The organism is Stenotrophomonas sp. GL_111, assembly GCF_057835245.1.
In genome coordinates, this window is record NZ_CM174421.1 from 2,681,258 (window position 1) to 2,707,001 (window position 25,744).

General features: G+C 66.2%; 21 protein-coding genes. 15 read left to right on the forward strand and 6 right to left on the reverse strand.

Annotated elements, in window-relative coordinates:
* Positions 1–41 precede the first annotated feature (41 nt).
* From AC3IPM_RS11930 to metH, 3 genes are read left to right on the forward strand one after another with little or no spacing between them, the layout of a single operon-like run.
* Positions 42–971: an ArsR/SmtB family transcription factor gene (locus AC3IPM_RS11930; RefSeq protein ID WP_489300056.1), complete on the forward strand. Its 930-nt coding sequence runs from the start codon at positions 42–44 to the stop codon at positions 969–971.
* An 8-nt stretch (positions 972–979) separates the two neighbouring features.
* Entirely contained in the window at positions 980–2,089 is a 1,110-nt protein-coding gene (locus tag AC3IPM_RS11935; RefSeq protein ID WP_489300057.1) for a homocysteine S-methyltransferase family protein, read from the forward strand.
* Between the two features lie 5 nt (positions 2,090–2,094).
* Positions 2,095–4,779 (forward strand): methionine synthase, encoded by a 2,685-nt coding sequence (metH, locus tag AC3IPM_RS11940; protein ID WP_489304122.1) that lies wholly within the window; start codon positions 2,095–2,097, stop codon positions 4,777–4,779.
* A 95-nt stretch (positions 4,780–4,874) separates the two neighbouring features.
* On the opposite strand, the gene AC3IPM_RS11945 is transcribed toward metH, so the two are convergent.
* The 5 genes from AC3IPM_RS11945 to AC3IPM_RS11965 all read right to left on the reverse strand — a co-directional run bounded on the left by AC3IPM_RS11945 (position 4,875) and on the right by AC3IPM_RS11965 (position 8,868).
* Positions 4,875–5,591, reverse strand: coding sequence for a DUF2058 domain-containing protein (locus AC3IPM_RS11945; protein WP_489300058.1), 717 nt, complete (start codon positions 5,589–5,591; stop codon positions 4,875–4,877).
* 13 nt (positions 5,592–5,604) lie between these two features.
* The gene (locus tag AC3IPM_RS11950; protein ID WP_489300060.1) at positions 5,605–5,844 is read right to left on the reverse strand and encodes a SlyX family protein; all 240 of its coding nucleotides are present in this window, start codon (positions 5,842–5,844) and stop codon (positions 5,605–5,607) included.
* A complete protein-coding gene (locus AC3IPM_RS11955) occupies positions 5,837–7,186 on the reverse strand; it encodes a UDP-glucose dehydrogenase family protein (RefSeq protein ID WP_489300061.1) in 1,350 nt (449 codons plus the stop codon). The genes AC3IPM_RS11950 and AC3IPM_RS11955 overlap by 8 nt, the downstream gene beginning before the upstream one ends.
* A 23-nt stretch (positions 7,187–7,209) precedes the next feature.
* The gene (locus AC3IPM_RS11960; protein WP_489300062.1) at positions 7,210–8,190 is read right to left on the reverse strand and encodes an FKBP-type peptidyl-prolyl cis-trans isomerase; all 981 of its coding nucleotides are present in this window, start codon (positions 8,188–8,190) and stop codon (positions 7,210–7,212) included.
* An 84-nt stretch (positions 8,191–8,274) separates the two neighbouring features.
* On the reverse strand, positions 8,275–8,868 hold the full coding sequence (locus AC3IPM_RS11965; protein WP_489300063.1) for a glutathione peroxidase: 594 nt from the start codon (positions 8,866–8,868) through the stop codon (positions 8,275–8,277).
* A gap of 645 nt (positions 8,869–9,513) precedes the next feature.
* Between AC3IPM_RS11965 and AC3IPM_RS11970 the strand changes: the two genes are divergently transcribed.
* The 6 genes from AC3IPM_RS11970 (at position 9,514) to AC3IPM_RS11995 (ending at position 13,806) form a co-directional block, all read left to right on the forward strand.
* Positions 9,514–9,876, forward strand: a complete 363-nt coding sequence (locus AC3IPM_RS11970; RefSeq protein ID WP_489300064.1) for a GntR family transcriptional regulator — start codon at positions 9,514–9,516, stop codon at positions 9,874–9,876.
* Positions 9,873–10,748, forward strand: a complete 876-nt coding sequence (locus tag AC3IPM_RS11975; RefSeq protein ID WP_489300066.1) for an ABC transporter ATP-binding protein — start codon at positions 9,873–9,875, stop codon at positions 10,746–10,748. Before AC3IPM_RS11970 ends, AC3IPM_RS11975 begins: the two co-directional genes overlap by 4 nt.
* Positions 10,745–11,773, forward strand: a complete 1,029-nt coding sequence (locus AC3IPM_RS11980; protein WP_489300067.1) for a hypothetical protein — start codon at positions 10,745–10,747, stop codon at positions 11,771–11,773. Before AC3IPM_RS11975 ends, AC3IPM_RS11980 begins: the two co-directional genes overlap by 4 nt.
* A gap of 30 nt (positions 11,774–11,803) precedes the next feature.
* On the forward strand, positions 11,804–12,691 hold the full coding sequence (locus AC3IPM_RS11985) for a DUF4097 family beta strand repeat-containing protein (RefSeq protein ID WP_489300068.1): 888 nt from the start codon (positions 11,804–11,806) through the stop codon (positions 12,689–12,691).
* Between the two features lie 27 nt (positions 12,692–12,718).
* Positions 12,719–13,285 (forward strand): DUF2884 family protein, encoded by a 567-nt coding sequence (locus tag AC3IPM_RS11990; RefSeq protein ID WP_489300069.1) that lies wholly within the window; start codon positions 12,719–12,721, stop codon positions 13,283–13,285.
* A 95-nt stretch (positions 13,286–13,380) separates the two neighbouring features.
* Positions 13,381–13,806: a hypothetical protein gene (locus tag AC3IPM_RS11995; protein WP_489300071.1), complete on the forward strand. Its 426-nt coding sequence runs from the start codon at positions 13,381–13,383 to the stop codon at positions 13,804–13,806.
* 601 nt (positions 13,807–14,407) lie between these two features.
* Here AC3IPM_RS11995 and AC3IPM_RS12000 read toward each other — a convergent pair.
* Positions 14,408–15,820 carry a class II fumarate hydratase gene (locus tag AC3IPM_RS12000; RefSeq protein ID WP_489300072.1) on the reverse strand — a complete coding sequence of 471 codons (1,413 nt, stop codon included), beginning with the start codon at positions 15,818–15,820 and terminating at the stop codon, positions 14,408–14,410.
* A 290-nt stretch (positions 15,821–16,110) separates the two neighbouring features.
* Here AC3IPM_RS12000 and AC3IPM_RS12005 point away from each other — a divergent pair, with 290 nt between their 5' ends.
* The 6 genes from AC3IPM_RS12005 to sucB all read left to right on the forward strand — a co-directional run bounded on the left by AC3IPM_RS12005 (position 16,111) and on the right by sucB (position 25,708).
* Entirely contained in the window at positions 16,111–17,424 is a 1,314-nt protein-coding gene (locus tag AC3IPM_RS12005; RefSeq protein ID WP_489300074.1) for a hemolysin family protein, read from the forward strand.
* Positions 17,425–17,461: 37 nt separating this feature from the next.
* Positions 17,462–18,829 (forward strand): adenylosuccinate lyase, encoded by a 1,368-nt coding sequence (gene purB, locus AC3IPM_RS12010; RefSeq protein ID WP_489300076.1) that lies wholly within the window; start codon positions 17,462–17,464, stop codon positions 18,827–18,829.
* A gap of 308 nt (positions 18,830–19,137) precedes the next feature.
* A complete protein-coding gene (locus tag AC3IPM_RS12015; RefSeq protein ID WP_489300077.1) occupies positions 19,138–20,538 on the forward strand; it encodes a ribosomal protein uL16 3-hydroxylase in 1,401 nt (466 codons plus the stop codon).
* Between the two features lie 2 nt (positions 20,539–20,540).
* On the forward strand, positions 20,541–21,449 hold the full coding sequence (locus tag AC3IPM_RS12020; RefSeq protein WP_489300079.1) for a GNAT family N-acetyltransferase: 909 nt from the start codon (positions 20,541–20,543) through the stop codon (positions 21,447–21,449).
* A 186-nt stretch (positions 21,450–21,635) separates the two neighbouring features.
* Complete coding sequence (locus tag AC3IPM_RS12025) at positions 21,636–24,467, forward strand: 2-oxoglutarate dehydrogenase E1 component (RefSeq protein ID WP_489300080.1); 2,832 nt, start codon at positions 21,636–21,638, stop codon at positions 24,465–24,467.
* A 41-nt stretch (positions 24,468–24,508) separates the two neighbouring features.
* Positions 24,509–25,708: a dihydrolipoyllysine-residue succinyltransferase gene (gene sucB / locus AC3IPM_RS12030; protein WP_489300081.1), complete on the forward strand. Its 1,200-nt coding sequence runs from the start codon at positions 24,509–24,511 to the stop codon at positions 25,706–25,708.
* Positions 25,709–25,744: the final 36 nt, after the last annotated feature.

The following is a 25,744-nucleotide window of genomic DNA, read 5'->3' on the forward strand; positions in this document are numbered from 1 at the left end:
AAAAGACGAAAATATCTCTATATCGCGATAGGTAGATATTTATGGATCTCGAGGACTGGTCGGTCCGGCTGAAAGTGTTCGCCGACGCCACCCGGGTGCGTCTGCTGACGCTGCTGGAACAGGAAGAACTCACCGTGGCCGAGCTTTCGGCCATCACCACGCTGGCGCAGCCGCGCGTGTCCACCCACCTGGCCCGGCTCAAGGAAGCCGGCCTGGTCCGGGACCGTCGGGCCGGGGTGTCGGCCTACTACCGCTTCGACGACGCCGCGCTGGACCCGGCGCAGCGCGCATTGTGGCATGCCCTCAGCACCGGCAGCGACGACCCGTTGTTGCGCCAGGATGCTGAACGGGTGGCTGCGGTGATGGCCAGCCGCGCCGCCGACCAGAACTGGGCCGACAGCGTGGCCGGCGACATGGAACGCCACTACTCCCCCGGCCGGACCTGGGAAGCCCTGGCACGCACCGCGCTGCCGCTGCTGGAAACCGGTGACGTGCTCGACATCGCCTCCGGTGACGGCGTGCTGGCCGAGCTGGTGGCCCCGCATGCCAAGCGCTATGTGTGCATCGATACCAGTGCGCGCGTGGTCGCCGCGGCCAGCGAGCGGCTGCGCAGGCTGGCCAACGTGGAGGTGCGCGAAGGTGACATGCACGCGCTGCCGTTCAAGGACCGCAGCTTCGACCTGGTGGTGTTGATGCATGCGCTGACCTACGCGGCCAAACCGGCCCAGGCCGTGGCCGAAGGCGCGCGCGTACTGCGCTCGGGTGGTCGCCTGCTGCTGTGCAGCCTGGCCCGCCACGAGCACAAGGCCGCCGTGGACGCCTATGGCCACGTCAACCTGGGCTTCACGGACAAGGAACTGCGCAGGTTCGCCGAGAAGGCCGGGCTGGTCGTGTCCAACCTGGAAACCGTGACCCGCGAGAAGCGCCCGCCGCATTTCGAAGTCATCTCGCTGATCGCCACCAAGCCCTGAGGTCTGTCATGTCGTCCCTGCCCTGGCTGCATCCCGACCGCGTCAGCGCCCTGCAGGACGCGTTGGCCCAGCGCATCCTGATCATCGACGGTGCGATGGGCACGATGATCCAGCGCCACGACCTGCAGGAAGCGGACTACCGCGGCGAGCGCTTCGCCGGTGGTTTTGACACCACCCACACCGCGCATGCACATGGCCCGGGCTGCGACCACGCCAGCCCGGAAGGCCACGACCTGAAGGGCAACAACGACCTGCTGCTGCTGAGCAAGCCGGAGGTGATCGCGGACATCCATACCGCCTACCTCCAGGCCGGCGCGGACCTGGTGGAAACCAACACCTTCAATGCCACCTCGGTCAGCCAGGCCGATTACCACCTGGAACACCTGGTCTACGAGCTCAACAAGGCCGGTGCCGCCGTCGCCCGCGCCTGCTGTGACGCCGTGGCCGCGACCACGCCGGGCAAGCCGCGCTTCGTGATCGGCGTGTTGGGCCCAACCAGCCGCACCGCCTCGATCAGCCCTGACGTCAACGACCCCGGCTTCCGCAACACCAGCTTCGATGCGCTGCGCGAGACCTACCGTGAAGCCATCGATGGGCTCATCGACGGCGGCGCGGACACGATCATGGTCGAGACCATCTTCGACACGCTCAATGCCAAGGCCGCATTGTTCGCGATCGAGGAGGCGTTCGACGACCGTGGCGCGCGGCTGCCGATCATGATTTCCGGCACCATCACCGATGCCTCCGGGCGCACCCTGTCCGGGCAGACCGCCGAAGCCTTCTACGCCTCGGTCGCGCACAGCCGGCCTTTGTCGGTTGGCCTGAACTGCGCGCTGGGCGCCACCGACATGCGTCCGCATGTGGAAACCCTGTCCACCGTGGCCGACTGCCTGGTCAGTGCACACCCCAACGCCGGGCTGCCCAACGCGTTCGGCGAGTACGACGAAACTCCGGAAGAGATGGCCACCACGCTGCGTGAGTTCGCCAGCGCCGGCCTGCTCAACCTGGTCGGCGGCTGCTGCGGCACCACCCCGGCGCATATCCGCGCCATCGCCGAAGCGGTGGCCGATCTGGCGCCCCGCGCCCTGCCCGGCCCCGCACTGGAAGACGCTGCGTGAGTGAGATGACGCCTGCCCGCTACACCCGCCTGTCCGGCCTTGAGCCGCTGGTGATCACCCCGGACCTGCTGTTCGTCAACATCGGCGAGCGCACCAATGTCACCGGCAGCGCGCAGTTCCGCAAGCTGGTCAAGGAAGAGCGCTACGAGGAAGCGGTCGAGGTCGCACGCCAGCAGGTCGCCAGCGGCGCGCAGATCCTCGATGTGAACATGGACGAGGGCCTGATCGATTCCGAGAAGGCGATGACGCGCTATCTCAACCTGATCATGTCCGAGCCGGATATCGCCCGTATCCCGGTGATGGTCGACTCCTCCAAATGGAGCGTGATCGAGGCGGGCCTGAAGTGTCTGCAGGGCAAGAGCGTGGTCAATTCGATCTCGCTCAAGGAAGGCGAAGCGCAGTTCATCGAGCACGCCCGCAAGGTGCTGCGCTACGGCGCCGCCGCGGTGGTGATGGCCTTCGACGAGGACGGCCAGGCCGATACCTGCGCGCGCAAGGTCGAGATCTGCACCCGCGCCTACCGGATCCTGACCGAGCAGGTCGGGTTCCCGCCGCAGGACATCATCTTCGACCCGAACATCTTCGCCGTCGCCACCGGCATCGAGGAACACGACAACTACGCGGTCGACTTCATCGAAGCCACCCGCATCATCAAGCGCACCCTGCCGCACTGCCATATCTCCGGCGGCGTCTCCAACGTGTCGTTCTCCTTCCGCGGCAATGAAACCGTGCGCCAGGCGATCCACTCGGTGTTCCTGTTCCATGCCATCGCCGCCGGCATGGACATGGGAATCGTCAACGCCGGCGCGATGCCGATCTACGACGAGCTGGACCCGGACCTGCGCGAGCGCGTGGAGGACGTGATCCTCAACCGCCGCCGCGACGGTACCGAACGCCTGCTGGAAATCGCCGAGCGTTACAAGGGCAAGAAAGGCGAGGTCAAGGGCGAAGACCTGGCCTGGCGCGAAAAGCCGGTCGATGCACGCCTGGCGCATGCGCTGGTGCATGGCCTGGATGCCTGGGTGGAGGCCGATACCGAAGAAGCGCGCGCGCGTTCCACGCGTCCGCTGGACGTGATCGAAGGCCCGCTGATGAGCGGCATGAACGTGGTCGGTGACCTGTTCGGCGCCGGCAAGATGTTCCTGCCCCAGGTGGTCAAATCCGCACGGGTGATGAAGAAAGCGGTGGCCTACCTGCTGCCCTACATCGAAGCGGAAAAGGCGCGCAGTGGCGACACCGCGAAGAGCAACGGCAAGATCATCATGGCCACGGTCAAGGGTGACGTGCACGACATCGGCAAGAACATCGTCGGTGTGGTCCTGGCCTGCAACAACTTCGAGGTGATCGACCTGGGCGTGATGGTGCCGGCGCAGAAGATCCTTGATGCCGCGCGCGCCGAGAATGCCGACATCATCGGCCTGTCCGGACTGATCACACCGTCACTGGAAGAGATGAGCCACGTCGCCCGCGAGATGGAGCGACAGGGCTTCACCCTGCCGCTGATGATCGGCGGCGCCACCACCTCACGCGCGCACACCGCGCTGAAGATCGACCCGCACTACAAGGCGCCCACGGTGTGGGTGAAGGATGCCTCGCGCGCGGTCGGCGTGGCCCAGTCGCTGATTTCCAATGAACTGCGCGAGGCCTTCGTCGCCGCCAACGAAGCCGACTACGCCGATATCCGCCAGCGCCACCGCAACCGCGGCGACGCCAAGCGGCTGGTGCCGCTGGCCAAGGCCCGCGCCCAGCGCTTCGACGGCAAGTGGTCCGACTACACCCCGCCGACCCCGCGCAAACCCGGCCTGCACGTGCTGGACGACTACCCGCTGGCCGACCTGGTCGGGGTGATCGACTGGACCCCGTTCTTCCAGGCCTGGGAGCTGGCCGGCAAGTACCCGGCCATCCTCACCGATGAGATCGTCGGTACCCAGGCCACCGAGCTGTACCGCGATGCACGGGCGATGCTTGATCGCATCGTCAACGAGAAATGGCTGGCCGCCAAGGCCGTGTTCGGGCTGTGGCCGGCCAACAGTGTCGGCGACGACGTGCACCTGACCACCGATGCCGGCCCGGCCGTGCTGCACTTCCTGCGCCAGCAGGTGGACAAGCCGGTGGAGCGCCCCGACTTCTGCCTGGCCGACTTCATCGCCCCGGCCGACAGCGGCAAACAGGACTGGATCGGCGCATTCGCGGTCACCGCCGGCATCGGCATCGACCCGCACGTGGCGCGTTTCGAGGCCGACCACGACGACTACAACGCGATCCTGCTCAAGGCCCTGGCCGACCGCCTGGCCGAAGCCTTGGCCGAACGCCTGCACCAACACGTGCGCACCGACTACTGGGGCTACGTGCAGAACGAAACGCTGGACAACGAAGCGCTGATCGCCGAGCAGTACAGCGGCATCCGCCCTGCCCCCGGCTACCCGGCCTGCCCGGAGCACAGCGAGAAAGGCACGCTGTTCCAGCTGCTGGATGCAGAGCGCAATGCGGACATGCAGCTCACCGAGAGCTTCGCGATGCTGCCCACCGCGGCGGTATCGGGCTATTACTTCAGCCACCCGCAGAGCCAGTATTTCGTGGTCGGCCGGGTCAGCCGCGAGCAGGTCAGCGACTATGCCAAGCGCAAAGGCGTGGACCGCGCCCAGGCCGAACGCTGGCTGGCCTCGAACCTGGACTACGATCCGGAGTAACGCTACCCATCACGCGAACCGGTGGATTCGCGCGGCGGACCAAAACCAGCAAGGGCGCCTTTCGGCGCCCTTGCTGTTTCTGCCAACTTGACCGTTTACCAGACCAGGTCGTCAGGGACCTGGTAGGCCGGATCGGCATACGGATCGGCCTCGGCGCTCGCGTTGGGGTCCACCCGCAGCGCTACCGACGGGGCAAAGATGGCTTCGGCCTCATCCAGCACCGCGGCCGTTACCAGCATGTAGCGCCCGTTCTGCTGCAGCACGCCCAGCTCACCGGCGTTGAGCGCCTTGAGCTGTTCGGCGGTGACGTACACGCGCTTGATCTTGCCGCCGTAGTTGAAGTGACGGGCGATCTCGGCACCGGCATCGTTCAACGACTTGCCTTCCAGCAGCACGTCCAGCTTGGCCTTGGCTTCGCGGCGCAGTCGCGCCTCTTCCTGCTTCAGACGCTCGGCTTCGATGCGGTCGTCTTTTTCCTTCTGCGCGCGGATCGCATAGGCCTTGGCCAGATCGATGTCCTCGCGCGAGCGCGGCTTGCCCTGGCCGGGGTTCTGGCCCTGGCCGGGACGGCCGCCACCGGGGCGGCCACGGCCCTGCGGACCACGCCGGGCGGCATCGCCTTCGCGCGGCGGGCGCGCGCCGTCAGCAGGCCTGGCGGCAGGACGCGCGCCCTCACCGGCCTTGGCCGGCGGACGTGCACCGTGGGGTTTGTTGCCCGGCCGGCCATCGCGGCGGGCATCGGGTTTGCGTTCGGGCTTGGGCGCGGATTTGAAACCAAGGCCCAGCAGCTGGTCGCGGAGTGTATCGCTCATGACGTGGAATCGATCAGTAGTGCGGGGGCGGCGGTTCGTCGCCCGAATCGGAATACAGCGCGGTGCGGACCTTGCCCAGGTCCTCCAGCAACAGACGGGTCAGGTCGGCGTTGCGGGTGCCTTCCATGCGTGCATCGGCCAGTGCTTCACTGAGCTCGGCCAACGCCTGTTCCTGGAAGGACACGCGCATTTCCAGCTCGATCAGGCGCGCTTCCAGCGCCTGCTCACGCGGTGTGGGGGTGGAATCATGCATGCAGCGAACGTCCCCGGCCAATGCCGTAGTAGGCCAGGCCCGCGGCTTCGATTTCCTGCGGGTCGTACAGATTGCGGCCGTCGAACACGACGGCATCCTTCAGCATCTCGCGCAACCGGGTGAAATCCGGGCTGCGGAACTGCTTCCATTCGGTGACCACGACCAGTGCATCGGCGCCCTCGAGCGCATCGTAGGCGTTGTCGCAGAACACCAGGTCGTCGCGCTCGCCGTAGATGCGGCGCGCTTCCTCGGTGGCTTCCGGGTCGTAGGCGCGCACCTGCGCACCGCCCTCCCACAGCTGCGCCAGCAGGCGTCGGCTGGAGGCTTCGCGCATGTCATCGGTATTCGGCTTGAAGGCCAACCCCCAGACCGCGAAGGTCTTGCCCCGCACGCCCTCGTCCTCACCGCGGTCGTAATGACGCTGGATCAACGCGTACAGATGGCCCTTCTGAGCCTCGTTGACCGCTTCGACCGCGTTCAACAGCTTCGGCTCGTGGCCATGCTGCTGAGCGGTGCGGGCCAGCGCCTGCACATCCTTGGGGAAGCACGAGCCGCCGTAGCCGGCGCCGGGATAGATGAAATGCCAGCCGATGCGCGGGTCCGAACCGATGCCTTGGCGGACCTGTTCGATGTCGGCACCGACTTTCTCGGCGATGTTGGCGATTTCGTTCATGAACGAAATCTTGGTTGCCAGCATCGCATTGGCGGCGTACTTGGTGAGCTCGGCCGAGCGCACGTCCATTTCCACCACGCGATCGTGGTTGCGGTTGAACGGCGCGTACAGGCGGCGCATCAACGCCACCGAATCGGGGTTGGAGGCGCCCACCACGATGCGGTCCGGCCGCATGCAGTCGGCAACCGCGTCGCCCTCCTTCAGGAATTCCGGGTTGGAGACCACGTCGAACGCGATCTCCACCCCACGTGCCGCCAGCACCTCGGCAATAGCGGCACGGACGCGGTCGGCCGTGCCTACCGGCACGGTCGACTTGTTGACCACCACGGTGGGCACGGACATGTGCTCACCGATGGTGCGGGCCACGGCCAGCACGTACTGCAGGTCGGCGCTGCCGTCCTCGTCCGGGGGCGTACCCACGGCGATGAAGACCACCTGGCCATGCGTGATCGCGCTGGCCGCATCGCTGGTGAAGGCCAGCCGCGACGCGGCGTGGTTGGCCTTGACCATCGGCTCCAGGCCCGGTTCGTAGATCGGGATGACACCACGGTTCAAGCCGTCGACCTTGGCCTGGTCGATGTCGACACAGACCACCTGGTGGCCGACATCGGCCAGGCAGGTACCCGTGACCAGACCGACATAGCCGGTTCCAAAAATCGCAACACGCATGTCCGTGGTGACTCCAGAGTCCGTTACGGGAGAACGTTGAGCAGTTCGACGTCGAAGGTCAGCGCGGCGTTCGGACCGATCGGGCCGCCCGGCGTGCCCTGCTCGCCATAAGCCAGCTCACCCGGGATCCAGAAGCGGTACTTGGCGCCGGTCGGCATCAGGGCCACGCCCTCGGTCCAGCCCTTGATGACCTGGTCCAGACCGAACTCGACCGGCTGGCCGCGCTGGTAGCTGCTGTCGAACACGGTGCCGTCGAGCAGCTTGCCTTCGTAGTTGACGCGGACCTTGCTGGTCGGCAGCGGGCGCTCGCCCGAACCCGGACGCAGCACCTGGTACTGCAGGCCCGAAGCCGTGGTGACCACGCCCGGTGCCGTCTTGTTCTTGGCCATGAAGGCATTGCCTTCGGTGCGGTTGGTGCCGGCCTGGGCGGCGGCCTTGGCCTGCATTTCAGCCTGCTTGCTGGCCATGAAGCCTTCCAGCGTGGCCTTGGCCTGCTCGGCGGTCATCTTCGGGGTGCCCTTGTTGAACGTGGTGCTCACCGCGTCGAACAGCGCATCCAGGTCCAGGTCCGCCTTCATCGGGGCCAGCGACGGGCCCACCGCGAAGGTGCCCAGCATCAGGCCGACCTTTTCACGGTCCACCTTCGGTGCCGGGGTACCCGGCGCCATGCCCGGAACCGGCTGGCCACTCTTGACCATCATGGCCTGGCGCAGGGCGGCGTCGGTCTTCTGCGCCTCTTCCTGGCTGATCAGCGGCGGCTTGCCGTCAAAGGCATTGGTCACGCCGCGACGCAGCGCCGCCAGATCGATCTCGCTGGAGATCGGGGCGAACGAATTGGCCACATCGATGCCGATGGCGTAGCCGAGCTTTTCCCGTTGGGAGTTCAAAGCAGAGGTCTCCTTGGCAGCCGCAGGTGCGGCCGGTTGTTGCGACATCACGGTACCGGTGGCACCCATCGCCAGAATCAGAACCGACGCCGCGGCGCCGCGCATTCCCATCTTCATTCGCTGCATTCCTGGAAGTAACTGGACGCCGACGTCGGCGCGAAAGCACGCATTGTCGCACGCACGTACGAGATGTCGAGGTTGTCAGTGCTTGGCGGGCGTGACAGACAGCTCACGTTCGATCGCCGCCACCAGCGCCTTGTCGTCCGGCTTGACCTTGCTGGGGAACTGCGCGACCACCCGCCCGTCGCGGCTGATCAGGTATTTGTGGAAATTCCAACCCGGCGCCACCCCGGTGGCGGCGGTCAGGCGCTGGTACAGCGGCGTGGCCTCGGCACCGGTGACCTGCACCTTCTGGAACATCGGGAACTTCACACCATAGGTAAGCGTGCAGAACTCCTGGATCTGCGCCTCGCTGCCCGGCTCCTGGCCCTTGAAGTCATTGGACGGGAAGCCCAGCACCGAGAAGCCGCGCGCGGCGAACTTCTGCTGCAGCGCTTCCAGGCCGTCGTACTGCGGGGTGAAGCCGCATTTGCTGGCGGTATTGACCACCAGCAGCACCTTGCCGCCGTAACGCTGCTCCAGGTTGACCTCGGCCTTGCCAGCCAACGGCCGGTAACTCACATCCAGCAGATCAGCAGCCTGCGCACCGGCGCTGGCCACCAGACCGGTGAGCAGCAGCACGGCGCCCCAGCGGCGGGCTCGCGACAGGGACGGCACGGGACGGATCGAGGGCATTGCGGAACTCCGGTGAGTGGGGGTACGAGGCGGCAAACGCAGGCAAAAACGCGCGTGACCGCACTATATCACCGGGCCTTTTACCGTCTGGAAACAGACGTTCACCGCTCCACCGTGCCGATAGTGGCGGTAATGCCGATGGGAGACAGCCCGCAGCTCCATCAGCTGAATACGGGTGTTTCTTGCCATACCATTGACATGACTGAACAGAGAGGCCCGCTCTCCGGCCCTGAATGCGCGCTTGAAATCACTACAAATCAATAACTTGGGAGATTCACTCCAGGTCTGTCATGCCCCTGCCATCAGTTGGGGTAGACGACGTATTGCACTTCGGCGTGCCGGTGTTATAGTTGCATACAACACCAGTCACCTGATGCAGGGGAAGCCCATGAACCGCATGCGCCGCCGCCATTCCGCCAAAGCTGTTACTGCCGCCTCCGCGCTGCTCCTGCTCGGCTGGCTTGGCACCCCCGCCGGTGACGTTGGCAGCCCCACCGCCACCGGTGCGTTTGAAGGCCCGCAGGATGCAGGCGTCATCGAGGCAGGGACAGCCGACGGCGCCCCTACGCCTCCCCGCCGGCTGCACAGCTCCCTGTCCATGCCTTACTTCTCATTCGCACAGTCGCTGAACCCACGGAGCTGACCATGAGCGATATCCAATGGAGCGATGGTGCTCCGATCTACCGTCAGTTGAAGGAACGCGTGATCGCCATGATGCTTGACGGCATCATCAAGCCCGGCGACGCCCTGCCTTCGGTCCGACAGGTGGCCGCCGAGTACCAGCTCAACCCCATCACCGTTTCGCGCGCCTACCAGGAACTGGCTGACGAAGGCCTGGTCGAAAAGCGCCGCGGGCTGGGCATGTTCATGACCGAAGAAGCGGCCACGCAGCTGCGCAGCAGCGAGCGCGACCGGTTCCTCAACGAAGAATGGCCATTGGTCCTGGAGCGCATCCAGCGCCTGGGCCTGCACATTGACGATCTGCTGCCCCAGGGGAAATCCTCATGAATGCCGTTGCAAGTGATGTCGTCATTTCCGCCCGCGGCCTGCGCAAGGCCTACAAGCAGACCCTGGCGCTGGACAGCACCAGTTTCAGCATCGCGCCCGGCCGCATCACCGGCCTGATCGGCCCCAACGGCGCCGGCAAGACCACCCTGCTCAAGGCCCTGCTGGGCCTGACCACGGTCGAAGGTGAGCTGCGCGTGCTGGGCCTGGACCCGGCGGTGCAACGCAACGCGCTGATGAGCGATGTCTGCTTCATCGCCGACGTGGCGGTGCTGCCGCGCTGGATGAAGGTGCGCGAGGCGATCGACTTCGTCGCCGGGGTCCACCCGCGCTTCGACCGCGCCCGCTGCGAGCGCTTCCTGGCCTCCACCAAGCTGCAGCCCAAGCAGCGCGTGCGTGAACTGTCCAAGGGCATGATCGTGCAGCTGCACCTGGCGCTGGTGATGGCCATCGACGCCAAGGTGCTGGTGCTGGACGAGCCGACCCTGGGCCTGGACATCCTGTACCGCAAGGAGTTCTACCAGCGCCTGCTGGAAGACTACTTCGACGAGCAGAAGACGATCATCGTGACCACCCACCAGGTCGAGGAGATCGAACACATCCTCACCGACGTGATGTTCATCCGCGATGGCCGCATCGTGCTGACCACGGACATGGAAGACATCGGCGACCGCTACAGCGAAGTGCTGGTGTCGGCCGAGAACCTGGACGCCGCGCGCGCCCTGCAGCCGATCGACGAGCGCGCCCTGCCGTTCGGCAAGACCGTGCTGCTGTATGACGGGGTGCCACGTGCCCAGCTCACGCCCCTGGGCGAAATCCGCAGCCCGGGGCTGGCGGATCTGTTCGTGGCCATCATGAAGGGAACCTACGCATGAACACCGTCCACCACCCCATCAGCAAGGCCAGCACCTTCAAGTGGCTGCTCAAGCGCGAGTACTGGGAAAACCGCGGCGGGTTCCTGTACGCCCCGCTGATCGCCGGCGCGATTTCACTGTTCATGAGCCTGATCGGCATCGTGCTGGGCCTGTGGGCGATGCGCCGTGCGGCCCAGAACGGCAACTTCGTCATCGACAATGAAAACGTCAACATCAACGGGCTCGACCTGAAACTGTTGACCAGCAACCTCGATGCCAAGGACATGGCCGACCTCGGCAACGGCCTGGACCTGACCCTGCTGCTGAGCGGCCTGTGGCCCTTCATCGTGCTGGCCTTCGTGGTGTTCTTCTACTGCCTGGGTGCGCTGTACGACGACCGCCGCGACCGCAGCATCCTGTTCTGGAAGTCGATGCCGCTGTCGGACACGCAGACCGTGCTGTCCAAGGCGTTCAGCGCGCTGCTGGTGGCGCCGGTGATCGCGGTGATCGCCTCGATACTGACCATGTTCGGCTTCCTGCTGATCATCAGCGTGGTCGCCCTGGTCCACGGCGGTGATCCGCTGGCACTGATCTGGGGACCGGCCAGCCCGCTGCAGATCGTGCTCAGCCATCTGTCCTGGATTCCGGTGTACCTGCTGTGGTCGCTGCCGACCGTGGGCTGGCTGCTGCTGTGCTCGGCCTGGGCCAAGTCCAAGCCGTTCCTGTGGGCGGTGATGCTGCCGCTGTTCGCCGGCATCATCGTCAGCACCACCCACCTGATGAACGCCTTCGGCTCCACCAGTGGCTGGTTCTGGAAGCACATCGTCGGCCGCCTGCTGCTGGGCACCCTGCCGGGCAGCGACGTGTTCTACCGCACCGAACAGCTCAAGGCGCTGATCGGCGACCGCGACAACCTGGTGGCCGCGCTGTCGCCGGTCAACCAGCTGGCCGCGTTGACCCTGCCCGACATCTGGATCGGTGCCGGTGTTGGTGTCGCCTTCATCATCATCGCCATCCGTCTGCGCCGCCGCGCCGGCGAAATCTGACTCCTGCCCTGCCTGCCCGAGGAACGCCACATGATCCGCACGCTCGCTGTTGCCTCCCTGCTGTTGCTGCCGCTGTCTGCATTGGCCAATGAACCGCAATGCAAGTTCAACGCGCCGCGCGATCTCAAGCTCGACCTCGCCGGCGCCAAGTCGGTGGTGTTCGAAGTCAACCAGCACGACCTGGTGCTGAAGGCCGGCCCGGGCCCGGCCCAGCTCGGCGGCCGTGCCTGCGCCTCCAATGCCGACTGGTTGCGTGACCTGACCCTGACCCAGCAGAAGGTAGGCGACAAGCTGGTGGTGAGCCTGCGCCGCGAAAACCAGGACCGCGGGATCAACTGGGGCAGCGGCAACTACGCCTACCTGGACATCCGCGGCAGCGTGCCGGACAACATCCTGGTACAGATGAAGGTCGGCTCCGGCGATGCCAGCGTCACCGGCGTGCAGGCACTTAGTGCCGATGTCGGCTCGGGCGACATCACCCTGAAGGACATCAAGGGCAGCGTGCATGCCTCGGTCGGTTCGGGCGATGTGATCCTCGACGGTGCCGGTTCGTTGAACCTGCTGGCGGTGGGCTCGGGCGACTTCAAGGCCAGCGACGTGCGCGGCGATGCCAAGGTGGGCTCGCTGGGTTCGGGCGACCTGAAACTGACCGACGTGCAGGGCAACGTGGAAATCGGCACGGTCGGCTCGGGCGACGGCGATGTGGTCAAGGTCAAGGGCAACGTGAGTGTGGGTACGGTCGGCTCGGGCGATCTGGAGATCCGCGATGTCGGTGGCAACGTCAGCGTGGAGCGCCACGGCTCGGGCGACATCACCGCCTCGGCGGTGACCGGCAACCTGACCGTTTCGCACAGTGGCAGCGGTGAAGTGCGCCACAGCGGCATCGGCGGCCGTGTCCAGCTGCCGCGCGCCAAGTAAGCCCTGCCCTTTCCAGGAGATCACCGCATGACCATCCGACTGCTGCTGCCTGCACTGCTGTTGACCCTGCCGCTGGCCGCCTGCGGCAATCACGACGGCGGCAAGGCCGACGCGGAAACCACCTCCATCGGCAAGACGGTGCAGGAGGCCACCGACAAGGCGCGCAAGGAAATCGCCGAGGGCAACCTGAGCATTTCCGACGGCAACAACGTCAAGGCCGAGATCACCCCGCAGGGCGATCTGCTGATCAACGGCGAGAAGATCACCATCGATGCCAAGCAGCGCGCCTTGCTGGTGGACTACCGCAAGCAGATCGAGGCGGTGGCCGGCGCGGGCATGGAGATCGGCGTCGCCGGTGCCAGCCTGGGCGTGAAGGCCGCGGGCGAGGCGGTGAAGGGCATCTTCTCCGGTGACACCAAGGGCATCGAAGAGCGGGTCAACGCCGAAGCGAGCAAAATCGAGTCCCAGGCCAAGCAGCTGTGCGCGCTGATGCCGGCGATGATGGCCAAGCAGCAGGCGCTGGCCGCCGCGCTGCCGGCCTTCCAGCCCTACGCGTCGATGACCCAGGCCGACATCGACGACTGCGGCAAGTAAGCCCGGCGGTGCTGCGACGTTCGGTCGCAGGACGGCCCGGCCACGCGGGGGGAGGTCTACACTAGTGGCCTCCCCTTTGCGTGCGTTGCCTGCTCATGAAGAAGCTGTGTCTGCTGCTGTTCGCCCTGTTCTGTCTGGCCGCCACCGGCTGCGACCAGGAATACCGCAACCACCGCGCCGAGCGCAGCAAGCCGAAAATCACGGTCAGTGACGGCATGCTGACGGTGCGCCGCGCCCCGGCCCCGAACATCATCGTGATGCCGGATGGGCGGATGAAGATCGATGAGATCGAGATTCCGCTCAAGCCGGACCAGCAGGCAATGCTGCAGACGATGTTCGGCCAGCTGCAGGTGCTGCGCCAGAACACCCTGACCGACGCCCCGCCGGACCCGGCCAAGCGGTCGGTGAAGATCCAGGTGCCTGCAGGCATGCAGCCGATTCCGCCGAACATCACCACGATGATTCCGGAGTTCAAGGACTACACCGAGACCTTCAACAACCTGCAGGCCGACCGGCACTGAGATCGCGCGCCAACGGCAGCGTCTCACTGATCCTGGCGTGGAGGGCACCAGACAGCCCTGCCCAGGACACGCCGTAAACCCATCCCTGGGGGCTCGTCCACAACATCCATGTTGTGGACGGTCCTGGGCAGGGCTGTCTGGCACCCTCCTCATGGAGAATCGCTGGCGGCTGGCAAGAGCAGCGCTCGTTGCTGGTTTCGTGTGCGGGAGCATGACCACAGCATCCGCGCGCCAGGCCGCTCTCCCCACCGCCATCAACTATCTCTCTGGAGGGTAGCGGGATAGCCCTGCCCAGGACCGTAGGCAACATGGATGTTGCCTACGAGCCCCCATGGATGGGTTCACGGCGTGTCCTGGGCAGGGCTATCCCGCTACCCTCCTCGCCAGAGACAGTGAGACGCCGGCTGTGGCTTTTGGCTTTTGGCTTTTGGCTTTGGGTTTTGGTGACAGCAGCCACGCATGGCGTGGCTCTACCCCCCCCTCGGCCGGGGCGTTGGGTTTTGTGGGTTCCACACAACTCATGGGCTGATGCATGCGCCTGGATCGCAACACAAAAAACGGGCCTTTCGGCCCGTTTTTCGGTGTCAGCACTGCGTGCGGATCAACCGCCGCCACCGCTGCCCGCATGGATGCCGCCGGCCGTCAGCGCTGCCGGGTCCAGCAGCTTGCGCAACTCCGCCTCGGACAGCCCGCTGTCTTCCTTGGCCACCTCCAGCACCGGCCGCTGCTCCTTGTAGGCCCGCTTGGCAATCGCTGCCGCCTTCTCGTACCCGATGATCGGATTCAACGCCGTCACCAGAATCGGATTGCGATCCAGCGCCTCGCGCACCCGATCTTCGCGCACCTTCAGCCCCGCGATCGCCGTATCGGCCAGCAGACGCGAAATGTTCGCCAGCAGACCGATCCCATCCAGCAGGTTCGCCGCGATCAACGGCAGCGTCACGTTCAACTGGAAATTACCCGTCTGCCCCGCCACCGTGATCGCCGTGTGGTGCCCGATCACCTGCGCGCACACCATCACCGTCGCCTCGGGAATCACCGGATTCACCTTGCCCGGCATGATCGAACTGCCCGGCTGCAACGCCGGCAACTCGATCTCGCCCAGGCCGGCCAGCGGACCGGCATTCATCCAGCGCAGATCGTTGGCGATCTTGATCAACGCCACCGCCAGCGCATTGAGCTGCCCCGACAGTTCCACTGCATCGTCCTGTGCCGCCAGCCCCTCGAACTTGTTCAGCGCACTGTCGAACTTCGCCCCGGTCTGCTGCTTGAGCAGCTTGGCCACCCGCTCGCCGAACCGCGGATCGGCATTGATTCCCGTGCCGATCGCCGTGCCGCCCAGCGGCAGCCGACGCAGCCGCTTCAGACTGTCTTCGATCCGCTCCTGCGCCGAAGACAACTGCGCCGACCACGCCCCGAATTCCTGCTCGAACGTCAGTGGCATCGCATCCATCAAGTGGGTGCGGCCCGTCTTCACCACCTTGCGCAGCGCGCGACCGCGCTTGTCGATGGTCTTGCGCAGGTGCACCAGCGCCGGCAGCAACTGCTCCTGCACGCCCAGCAAGGCCGATACCCGCAGCGCCGTGGGAATCACGTCGTTGGAGCTCTGCCCCTGGTTGACGTGATCGTTGGGGTGCACAACGGTCTTGCCCGCCTTGCCAGCGCGGTTGGCCAGCGTGGCGATCACCTCGTTGGCATTCATGTTCGAGGAAGTGCCCGAACCGGTCTGGTACACATCGATCGGGAAGTGCGCATCATGCTGGCCTTCGGCCACTTCCGAGGCAGCCGCTTCAATGGCCTTGCCGATGTTTTTCGGCAGATGGCCCAGCTCCACGTTGACCGTTGCCGCCGCGCCCTTGACCAGCCCCAGCGCGCGGATGAAGCCGCGCGGCATGCGCTGCCCCGACACCGGGAAATTGTTCACCGCACGCTGCGTCTGTGCACCCCACAACGCATCGGCAGGCACCTGCAGCTCACCCATGCTGTCGTGTTCGATCCTGAAACCCTTGCTCATTGCATCACTCCGCGATTCTTTCGGTTTGGAAAGGGAACCTGCGGCTGGCATTGGGCCTGATTCCCTGGCTGGCGGCTCTGCGCACGATACTCCCAAGCCTGCTTGAAACCCAAGCGCGCATCCGATCGGCTAGACTCGGGAGCCACCTTCATTCAGACACCACTGCGCCCCATGGGTGACGACCCCGACAGTAGTACCTGGCGCGCCGCCGCGCGCGCATCGCTGAGCCGGCCCGCGCAACGCGCCGCCGTATCCCCCGCCCCGATCACGGCGCTGCCGGGGGGCTGCCGATGATCGGCAACCTGCTGCTCCTGCTGCTGGCCTTCGGTCTGGTGCTGCTCAATGGCTTCTTCGTCGCCGCCGAGTTCGCCCTGGTCAAGCTGCGCCATACCCAGGCCGTGGGCCTGGCCGAACGCCACGGGTGGCGCGGCCGCCTGCTGCTGAATGTGCACTCGCACCTGGACGCCTATCTGTCGGCCTGCCAGCTCGGCATCACCCTGTCCTCGTTGGGTCTGGGCTGGGTCGGTGAACCGGCCTTCGCACATTTGTTGCAGCCCGCGTTCGATGCCTTCGGCATGAGCGCCGACGCCTCGCGCCTGACTGCTTTCATCATCGCCTTCAGCGTCATCTCGTTCCTGCACATCGTGCTGGGCGAACTGGCGCCCAAGTCGATGGCGATCCGCCGCCCCGACCGCATGTCGCTGTGGACCGCCGCCCCGCTGTACCTGTTCTACTGGGCCATGTACCCGGCGATCTGGTTGCTCAACAACAGCGCCAACGCGCTGCTGCGGCTGGCCGGCTGGGGCGATGTGGAACACACCTCGCACCGCTATTCGCGCGAGGAACTCAAGCTGATCGTCGGCCGCCAGCAGCCCACCGGCAGCGCGCCCGACCACAGCCTGACCCTGATGAGCCACGCGCTGGAACTGCCGGAGCTGGTCGCCGGCGACCTGATGCGCTCGCGCGACCACATGCGGTCCTTCCGCGATGGCATGGGCATGGCCGAGGTGATGGCCGAATTCGCCGAGAGCCGCTACAGCCGCTACCCCTGGTTCGACCGCGACGGCGAGGAAGTGCTGGGCATCCTGCACATGAAGGACCTGCTGGTGGAGATCGCCCGCGGCCACACGCCCCACGACCTGCGCCCACTGCTGCGCCCGGCCAACCTGATCGCGCTGGAAACCCCGGTACCGAGCGTGCTCGAACGCTTCCGCACCGGCACCACGCACTTGGCCCTGTGCGTGGAGGAACACGGCCGCATCCTGGGCTACTTCACCCTGGAGGACCTGCTGGAGGTGGTGGTCGGGGATATCGAGGACGAACACCCGCACATCGTCAAGGACGCCCCCACCCGGGGCGCCGACGGCACCTTGCTGGTGGCCGGCTCGACCTCGATCTTCCGCCTGGAGCGCCTGCTGGGCCATGACCTGAGCGCGCCGGATCACCTCAATTCGGTTGGCGGGCTGATCGTCCACCAGCTCCAGCGCCTGCCCGAAGAGGGCGAGGCCCTGGAGATCGACGGCCACCTGTTCACCATCAAGCGCATGGCCGGGCACCGCATCCAGGCCGTCACGGTACGCATGGCACAGGCCGGGGCAGCGTAGAATGACGGCCCCCGCCGTCACTGACCTGCGCCCTGCCATGTCCGAATTCGCCCTGCTCGCCCTGTCCCCGCTCGATGGCCGCTATGCCGGCAAGGTCGATGCGCTGCGCCCGATCTTCTCCGAATACGGCCTGATCAAGGCCCGCGTGAAGGTCGAAGTGGAGTGGCTGCTGGCCCTGGCCAATGAGCCGGGCATTGTCGAGCTGGCGCCGTTCTCGGCCGCCGCCACCGCCCGCCTGCGTGCCCTGGCCGATGATTTCGCCCCGGCCCACGCCGCCCGGGTCAAGGAGATCGAGCGCACCACCAACCACGACGTCAAGGCCGTGGAGTACTTCATCAAGGAACAGCTCAAGGCCGACGCCGAGCTGGGCCCGGCGCTGGAGTTCGTGCATTTCGCCTGCACCAGCGAGGACATCAACAACCTCAGCTACGGCCTGATCCTGGAGCAGGCCCGCCGCGAAGTGCTGCTGCCCAGCCTGGACCACATCGCCAGCACCCTGCGCACCCTGGCCCACGCCCAGGCCGAACAGCCGATGCTCTCGCGCACCCACGGCCAGACCGCCTCGCCCACCACCCTGGGCAAGGAAGTGGCCAACGTGGTGGCCCGCCTGGAGCGCCAGCGCCGCCAGATCGCCGCGGTCGAACTGACCGGCAAGATCAACGGCGCGGTGGGCAACTACAACGCCCACGTCATTTCCTACCCGGACGTGGACTGGCCGGCCTTCGCCAAGCGCTTCGTGGAAAGCCTGGGCCTGGTGTTCAACTCGTACACCACCCAGATCGAGCCGCACGACAACGTCGCCGAAATCGGCGATGCCGCACGCCGCGCCAACATCATCCTGATCGACCTGGCCCGTGACGTCTGGGGCTACATCTCGCTGGGCTACTTCAAGCAGAAGCTCAAGGAAGGCGAAGTGGGCTCCTCGACCATGCCGCACAAGGTCAACCCGATCGACTTCGAGAACGCCGAAGGCAACTTCGGCATCGCCAACGCCCTGTTCGAGCACTTCAGCGCCAAGCTGCCGATCAGCCGCTGGCAGCGCGACCTCACCGACTCCACCGTCCTGCGCGCCGTCGGCACCGCCTTCGGCCACAGCCAGGTCGCCCTGGACTCGCTGGCCAAGGGCCTGGGCAAGCTGACCGTGAACCCGGAACGCCTGAACGCCGATCTCGACGCCTCCTGGGAAGTCCTGGCCGAAGCCGTACAGACGGTGATGCGCCGCCACGGCCTGCCCAACCCCTACGAACAGCTCAAGGCCCTCACCCGCGGCCACGGCATCACCGCCGAATCGATGCAGGCCTTCGTCGAATCGCTGGACCTGCCTGAAGACGCCAAGCAGAGCCTGCGCGCCCTCACCCCGGGCGGCTACATCGGCCTGGCCGCCGACCTGGCCAAGGCCATCTGAGCCTGGCGCCAGCGGCGGTGACACGAAAAGGACGCGGCATTGCCCGCGTCCTTTTTTGTTGCCGGTGGGTCGGGAGCCGGCCAGCGGCCGGCACTACCTGGATCCCTTCGTAGCCGGCCAGCGGCCGGCACTACCTGGATCCCTTCGTAGCCGGCCGGCTCGCCACACGAAACAACCAAGGCGCTGCATTTGACCTGCGCGACACCCCACCGCAGGTGCACATCCGGTCCAACCAGCGGACAATACCCGGGTCAGCGCCGGCCCCGCCGCGCACCCGCATTCCGTCTAGACGCTGCAAGGATTCCCCCATGGCTGCCCGCAAAACCAAGACCCCCGTCATCGAAATCCAGGCCCGCCCCGGCCTCCCGCTGGGCATGCCCGCGGCCACCTTCCTGCGCGACTACTGGCAGAAGCGCCCCCTGCTCATCCGCGGCGCCTTCCCCGACTTCCAGAGCCCGCTCCAGCCTGAAGACCTCGCCGGCCTGGCCTGTGAAGAAGGCGCCCTCTCGCGCCTGATCAGCCACGACCGCAGCACCGACGGCTGGACTGTGCGCAGCGGCCCGTTCGCAGAAGAAGTCTTCCCCGCCATGCCCCACCACGACTGGACCCTGCTGGTCCAGGACGTCGACAAGTGGGACCCGGACGTACGCGCCCTGATCGCCCAGTTCGACTTCCTACCGCGCTGGCGCATGGACGATGTCATGATCAGCTTCGCCGCCACCGGCGGCTCCGTCGGCGCCCACGTCGACCAGTACGACGTCTTCCTGCTGCAGGGCCAGGGCCACCGCCGCTGGCAGATCGACGCCAGCGAATCCATCAAGGGCAAGCGCCCGCCGCTGGACTTCCGCGACGACGTCGAACTCAAACTCCTGCGCCGCTTCAAGCCCACCCACGACTGGGTCCTCGCCCCCGGCGACATGCTGTACCTGCCGCCCAACGTGCCCCACAACGGCGTCGCCGAAGACCCCTGCCTGACCTTCTCCTTCGGCATGCGCGCACCGGCCTCGGCCGAACTGATCAGCGACTACCTCGACACCCTGATCATGGATGCCGACGAATCGATCCGTTACCAGGACCCGGACCTCAAGGTTCCGGAAGACCCGAACGAAATCGACGTCGTCGCCATGAACCGCGTGGTCACCGCCCTCAACGCCATCCGCATGAACGACCCGGACAAGCTGGGCGACTGGTTCGGCCGCTTCATCACCACCTACCGCGCCGCCGGCGACATCATGCCCAGCCATGAACCGCTGCCGCGCCAGGACATCGAAGCCGCGCTCGCCGCCGGTGCCGAACTCGAGCGCCACCCGTGGGCCCGGCTGGCCTGGCGTCGCGCCAAACGCGGTGCCAGCCTGTACTGCAGCGGCCTGGAATTCGCCCTGCCGGTCAAGGATGCCCAGGCGCTGGCGGCCGCCGAGCACCTCGGTGCCGCCCAGTACCAGAAGCTCTCGGCCAAGGGCCGCGACGCCCTGCACGCGCTGATCGCCGGCGGCCACTTCCAGCTGCTTGATGGCGAAGCCCTCGACGACAGCGACGAGGACATCGCCGAGTACGACATCATCGAAGCCGACGACATCGTGGAAACAGTCGAGGTCGAAGACCTGCAGGCCGACGTCCACGAAGTGACCATCCATGAAGACGGCATCGAAGTGATCGTCGATTTCGACGACAGTGACGAGCAGGACGAGGCCGACAAGCCCCGCCACTGAGCATGCAAGGCCCCCGCTTCCACGTCGATACCGCCAACTACCCGGTGCAGCACGCGCTGCTGCACCAGGTGCGGCATGCGGTGTTCGTGGAGGAACAAGGGATTGCGGCCGAGCTCGACCGCGATGCGCTCGACCCGCTCAGCGTGCACGTGCTGGCGCTGGATGGGGCGGGCGTACCGATCGGTACCGCCCGCCTCACGCCCGATGGCCGCATCGGCCGCATGGCGGTGCTCGCCGCGTGGCGTGGCCACGGCGTCGGTGAAGCCCTGCTGCTGGCGCTCATCGAGGCCGCCCGCGCCCGCGGCTGGGCCGAGATCGGCCTGCACGCCCAGCTGCCGGCCCGGGTGTTCTACAGCCGCCAGGGCTTCCTGCCGCACGGCGCGGTGTTCGAGGAAGCCGGCATCGCCCATCAGCACATGCGCCGGGTGCTCAGCGGTGCGGTCAACATCGACCATGCCGACGAGGCGGTGGCGATCACCACCGCCCTGGTCCACCGCGCCCGCCGCCAGCTCTGGATCCACAGCCGCCTGCTCGACCCCGGCCTGCTCGACGCCCCGCCCGTGCTGGAGGCCCTGCGCCGCTTCGGCACTGCCCGCCACGCCAAGCAGGCCTGGCTGATCGTGCACGACGCCAACGCCATCCAGCAGGCCGGCTCGCCGCTGCTGGGCCTGCTGCAGCGCCTGCCCAGCGTGTTCCGGGTCCGCGAGGTCAGTGACCCGATCGACCGTGCCCTGGCCTCGGCCTGCCTGCTCAACGATGCCGGCGACTACTACTTTCGTCTCAGCGGGCACCGTTCCGACGGCGAAGCCGCGCTCGCGCTACCGGCACGTTCGCGACCGTTGCAGGACGGTTTGCAGCGTGTATGGGAACGTTCGCGTGATTGCAGCACGCTGCGCGCGATCGGTCTGTAGCTCACACCACCGGCTCAAACCTGTCTGGGAATGACACCGCAGGTCCCGTGCAGGGCCGTACGGTGCCCCTTCCTGTCCCGATGGGGGTACAATTTGGACCGTTATAGACCGCCCGCGCATGGCTATTCACTTTTCCCTGCGTGGATCTTCGAAGCCTTACCCCACAAGCGAATCCGACCCTCCATCGTGGACAATCTACTGAAGCAGTTTGCGCAGTCTTCGCAGCTCGCCGGCGGCAACGCCTCCTATATCGAGGATCTGTACGAGCAGTACCTCGTTTCTCCGGACAGTGTCGATCCCAAATGGAAGACCTACTTCGACGGCTTCAAGGGCCGCGAAGCCGGTGACATTCCGCACTCGGCCGTCATCGCCCACATTGCCGACGCTGCCAAAAACGCTGTCAACAGCGGTGCGGCCGCCGGTGCCGGCGACGAGCGCGAGCGCAATGTCGGCCGTCTGATCACCGCCTACCGTTCGCGTGGCCACCTCGGTGCCCGCCTGGACCCGCTGGGCCTGACCCCGCCGACCAACACGCCGGACCTGGGGCTGCCGTTCCACAGCCTGTCCGACAGTGACCTGGGCAGCGAGTTCAGCACCGGCGGCGTTGCCGGCCAGCCGCGCATGAAACTGCGCGACCTGCTGGCACGCCTCAAGGCGACCTACACCGGCTCGATCGGTGCGGAGTTCATGCACATCTCCGAGGTCGAGCAGCGCCAGTGGCTGTACCAGCGCCTGGAACTGGCCGGTGGCAACTACAACCTCGATGCCGACACCCAGCGCCGCACGCTTGAGCGCCTGACCGCGGCCGAAGGCCTGGAACGCTACCTGCACACCAAGTACGTGGGCCAGAAACGCTTCTCGCTGGAAGGCGGCGATGCGCTGATCCCGATGATGGATACCATCATCCGTGACGCCGGCAAGGATGGCGTCAAGGACGTGGTGATCGGCATGGCCCACCGTGGCCGCCTGAACGTGCTGGTCAATACGCTGGGCAAGAGCCCGCGCAAGCTGTTTGACGAGTTCGAAGGCAAGTTCGAGCACGACGAGCACGCCTCCGCCGGTGACGTGAAGTACCACATGGGCTTCTCGGCCGACGTCGCCACCGACGGCGGCCCGGTCCACCTGGCGCTGGCCTTCAACCCCTCGCACCTTGAAATCGCCGACCCGGTGGTTGCCGGTTCCGTGCGTTCGCGCCAGGAGCGCCGCAAGGACACCGCGCGCAAGCAGGTGATGCCGATCCTGATCCACGGCGACGCGGCCTTCTCCGGCCAGGGCGTGGTGATGGAGCTGTTCCAGATGTCCCAGGCCCGCGGCTTCGCCGTCGGTGGCACGGTGCACATCGTGGTCAACAACCAGGTTGGTTTCACCACCTCCAACCCGCTGGATACGCGTTCCACGCGCTATGCCACCGACGTGGCGAAGATGATCGCCGCCCCGGTGCTGCACGTGAACGGCGATGATCCCGAAGCGGTGGTGTTCGCCGCCAGGCTGGCCTTCGAGTTCCGCCAGGCCTTCGCCAAGGACGTGGTCATCGATCTGATGTGCTACCGCCGTTGGGGCCACAACGAGGCCGACGAGCCGGCGATCACCCAGCCGCTGATGTACCAGGTGATCCGCAAGCACCAGACCCCGCGCGAGCTGTATGCCGCGCAGCTGGAACAGGCGGGCGTGATCGCCGCCGGTGCCGGCAAGGCGATGGTCGATGCCTACCGCGAAAAGCTCGACGCCGGCGAAGTCACCACCGAACTGGCCAAGGTCGAAAAGACCCCGCCGAGCAGCCCGCTGTTCGTCGATTGGCCCAAGCTGCTGGAAGGCAAGCTGTCCGATCCCATCTCCACGGCCGTGGGCATGGACAAGGTCAAGCAGCTGGCCACGATGATCAACACCGTGCCCGAAGGCGTGGAGCTGCACTCGCGTGTGGCCAAGGTGTATGACGACCGCCGCAAGATGGCGGCCGGCGAGATCCCGGGTGACTGGGGCTTTGCCGAGAACCTGGCCTACGCCACCGTGCTGGACGAAGGCAACAGCCTGCGCCTGGTCGGCCAGGACGTCGGCCGCGGTACCTTCACCCACCGCCACGCGATCCTGCACGACCAGAAGACCGACAACTACTACCTGCCGCTGCGCCAGCTGGTGGAGTCCCCGGAACAGGCCACCATCATCGATTCGCTGCTCAGCGAAGAAGCCGTGATGGCCTATGAGTACGGCTTCTCCACCACCGATCCGAACACGCTGTGCATCTGGGAAGGCCAGTTCGGCGATTTCGCCAACGGTGCCCAGGTCGTGATCGATCAGTTCATCGCCGCCGGCGAAGCCAAGTGGGGCCGCATCACCGGCCTGACCCTGCTGCTGCCGCACGGTTACGAAGGCCAAGGCCCGGAGCACAGCTCCGCGCGCCTGGAGCGCTTCCTGCAGCTGTGCGCGCTGGAGAACATGCTGGTCTGCGTGCCGTCGACCCCGGCGCAGGCGTACCACATGCTGCGTCGCCAGATGCGCATGACCACGCGCAAGCCGCTGATCGTGATGTCGCCCAAGTCGCTGCTGCGCCACAAGCTGGCCGTGTCGACCCTGGACGAACTGGCCAACGGTGAGTTCCAGCACCTGATCCCGGATGCCAAGGCCGAGACCAAGAAGGTCAAGCGTGTGGTGCTGTGCTCGGGCAAGGTCTACTACGACCTGCTGGAAGACCAGACCAAGCGTGGCCAGGACGATGTCGCCATCATCCGCGTTGAACAGCTGTATCCGTTCCCGCGCGTGGCACTGGCAGCGGAACTGAAGAAGTACGGCAAGGCGGCCGATGTGGTGTGGACGCAGGAAGAACCGCAGAACCAGGGGGCGTGGTACCAGATCCGCCACCACCTGCAGTTCTGCCTGGCCGATGGCCAGAACCTGCACTACGCCGGTCGCGCCCGTTCGGCATCGCCGGCCGCTGGACACATGGCTGACCACATCATCGAACAGCAGAAGCTGATCGCCGATGCGCTGGTCAACCCGTTCAACGACACGTTCGCCGAATAACTCCCCCTCATTCTAGAAAAGACAAATCAGGAAGCTCCCGCATGGCCACCGAAGTCAAAGCCCCGGTACTGCCCGAATCCGTCGCCGACGGCACCATCGCCACCTGGCACAAGAAGATTGGCGAAGCCGTCAAGCGCGATGAAAACCTGCTTGACCTGGAAACCGACAAGGTCGTTCTGGAAGTGCCGTCGCCGGTTGATGGCGTGCTGAAGGAAATCAAGTTCGAGGTGGGCGCCACGGTGACCTCCAGCCAGGTCGTGGCCATCATCGAGGAAGGTGCCGTGGCTGCTGCCCCGGCCCCGGCCGCTGAAGAGAAGAAGGCCGCTGCTGCTCCGGCGGCTGCCGCGCCGGCCGCCGCCGCTGCGCCGGCTCCGGCCGCCAAGTCCGCTGCCGATGCCCTGCCCCCGGGCGCACGTTTCTCGGCCATCACCGAAGGCGTCAACCCGGCCGACGTGGACGGCACCGGCCGCCACGGCGCGGTGACCAAGGAAGACATCGTCAACTTCGCCCGCAACGGCGGTGCCGGCAAGGCCGGTGGCGCACGTCCGGAAGAACGCGTGCCGATGACCCGCATCCGCAAGCGCATCGCCGAGCGCCTGATGCAGTCCAAGAACAGCACCGCGATGCTGACCACCTTCAACGAGGTCGACCTGTCCAAGGTCTCGGCCGCGCGCAAGGATCTGCAGGACGAGTTCGTCAAGGCCCACGGCATCAAGCTGGGTTTCATGAGCTTCTTCGTGAAGGCCGCCGCCAATGCGCTGCAGCGCTTCCCGCTGGTCAATGCCTCGATCGACGGCGAAGACGTCATCTATCACGGCTACTCGGACATCTCCATCGCCGTGTCGACCGAGAAGGGCCTGGTCACGCCGGTCCTGCGCAACGTCGAGCGCATGTCGTTCGCCGACATCGAAAAGACCATCGCCGACTACGCCAAGAAGGCCCGTGACGGCAAGCTCAGCCTGGAAGAACTGCAGGGCGGCACCTTCACCGTGACCAACGGCGGCACCTTCGGTTCGCTGCTGTCCACGCCGATCATCAACCCGCCGCAGAGCGCCATCCTGGGCATGCACGCCATCAAGGAACGTCCGATCGCCCAGAACGGCCAGGTCGTGATCGCGCCGATGATGTACCTGGCGCTGTCCTACGACCACCGCATCATCGATGGCAAGGACTCGGTGCAGTTCCTGGTGGACATCAAGAACCAGCTGGAAAACCCGGGCCGCATGCTGTTCGGCCTGTAAGACCTCCCGCCCCTTCCGCGCCTGCGCGGAGGGGGT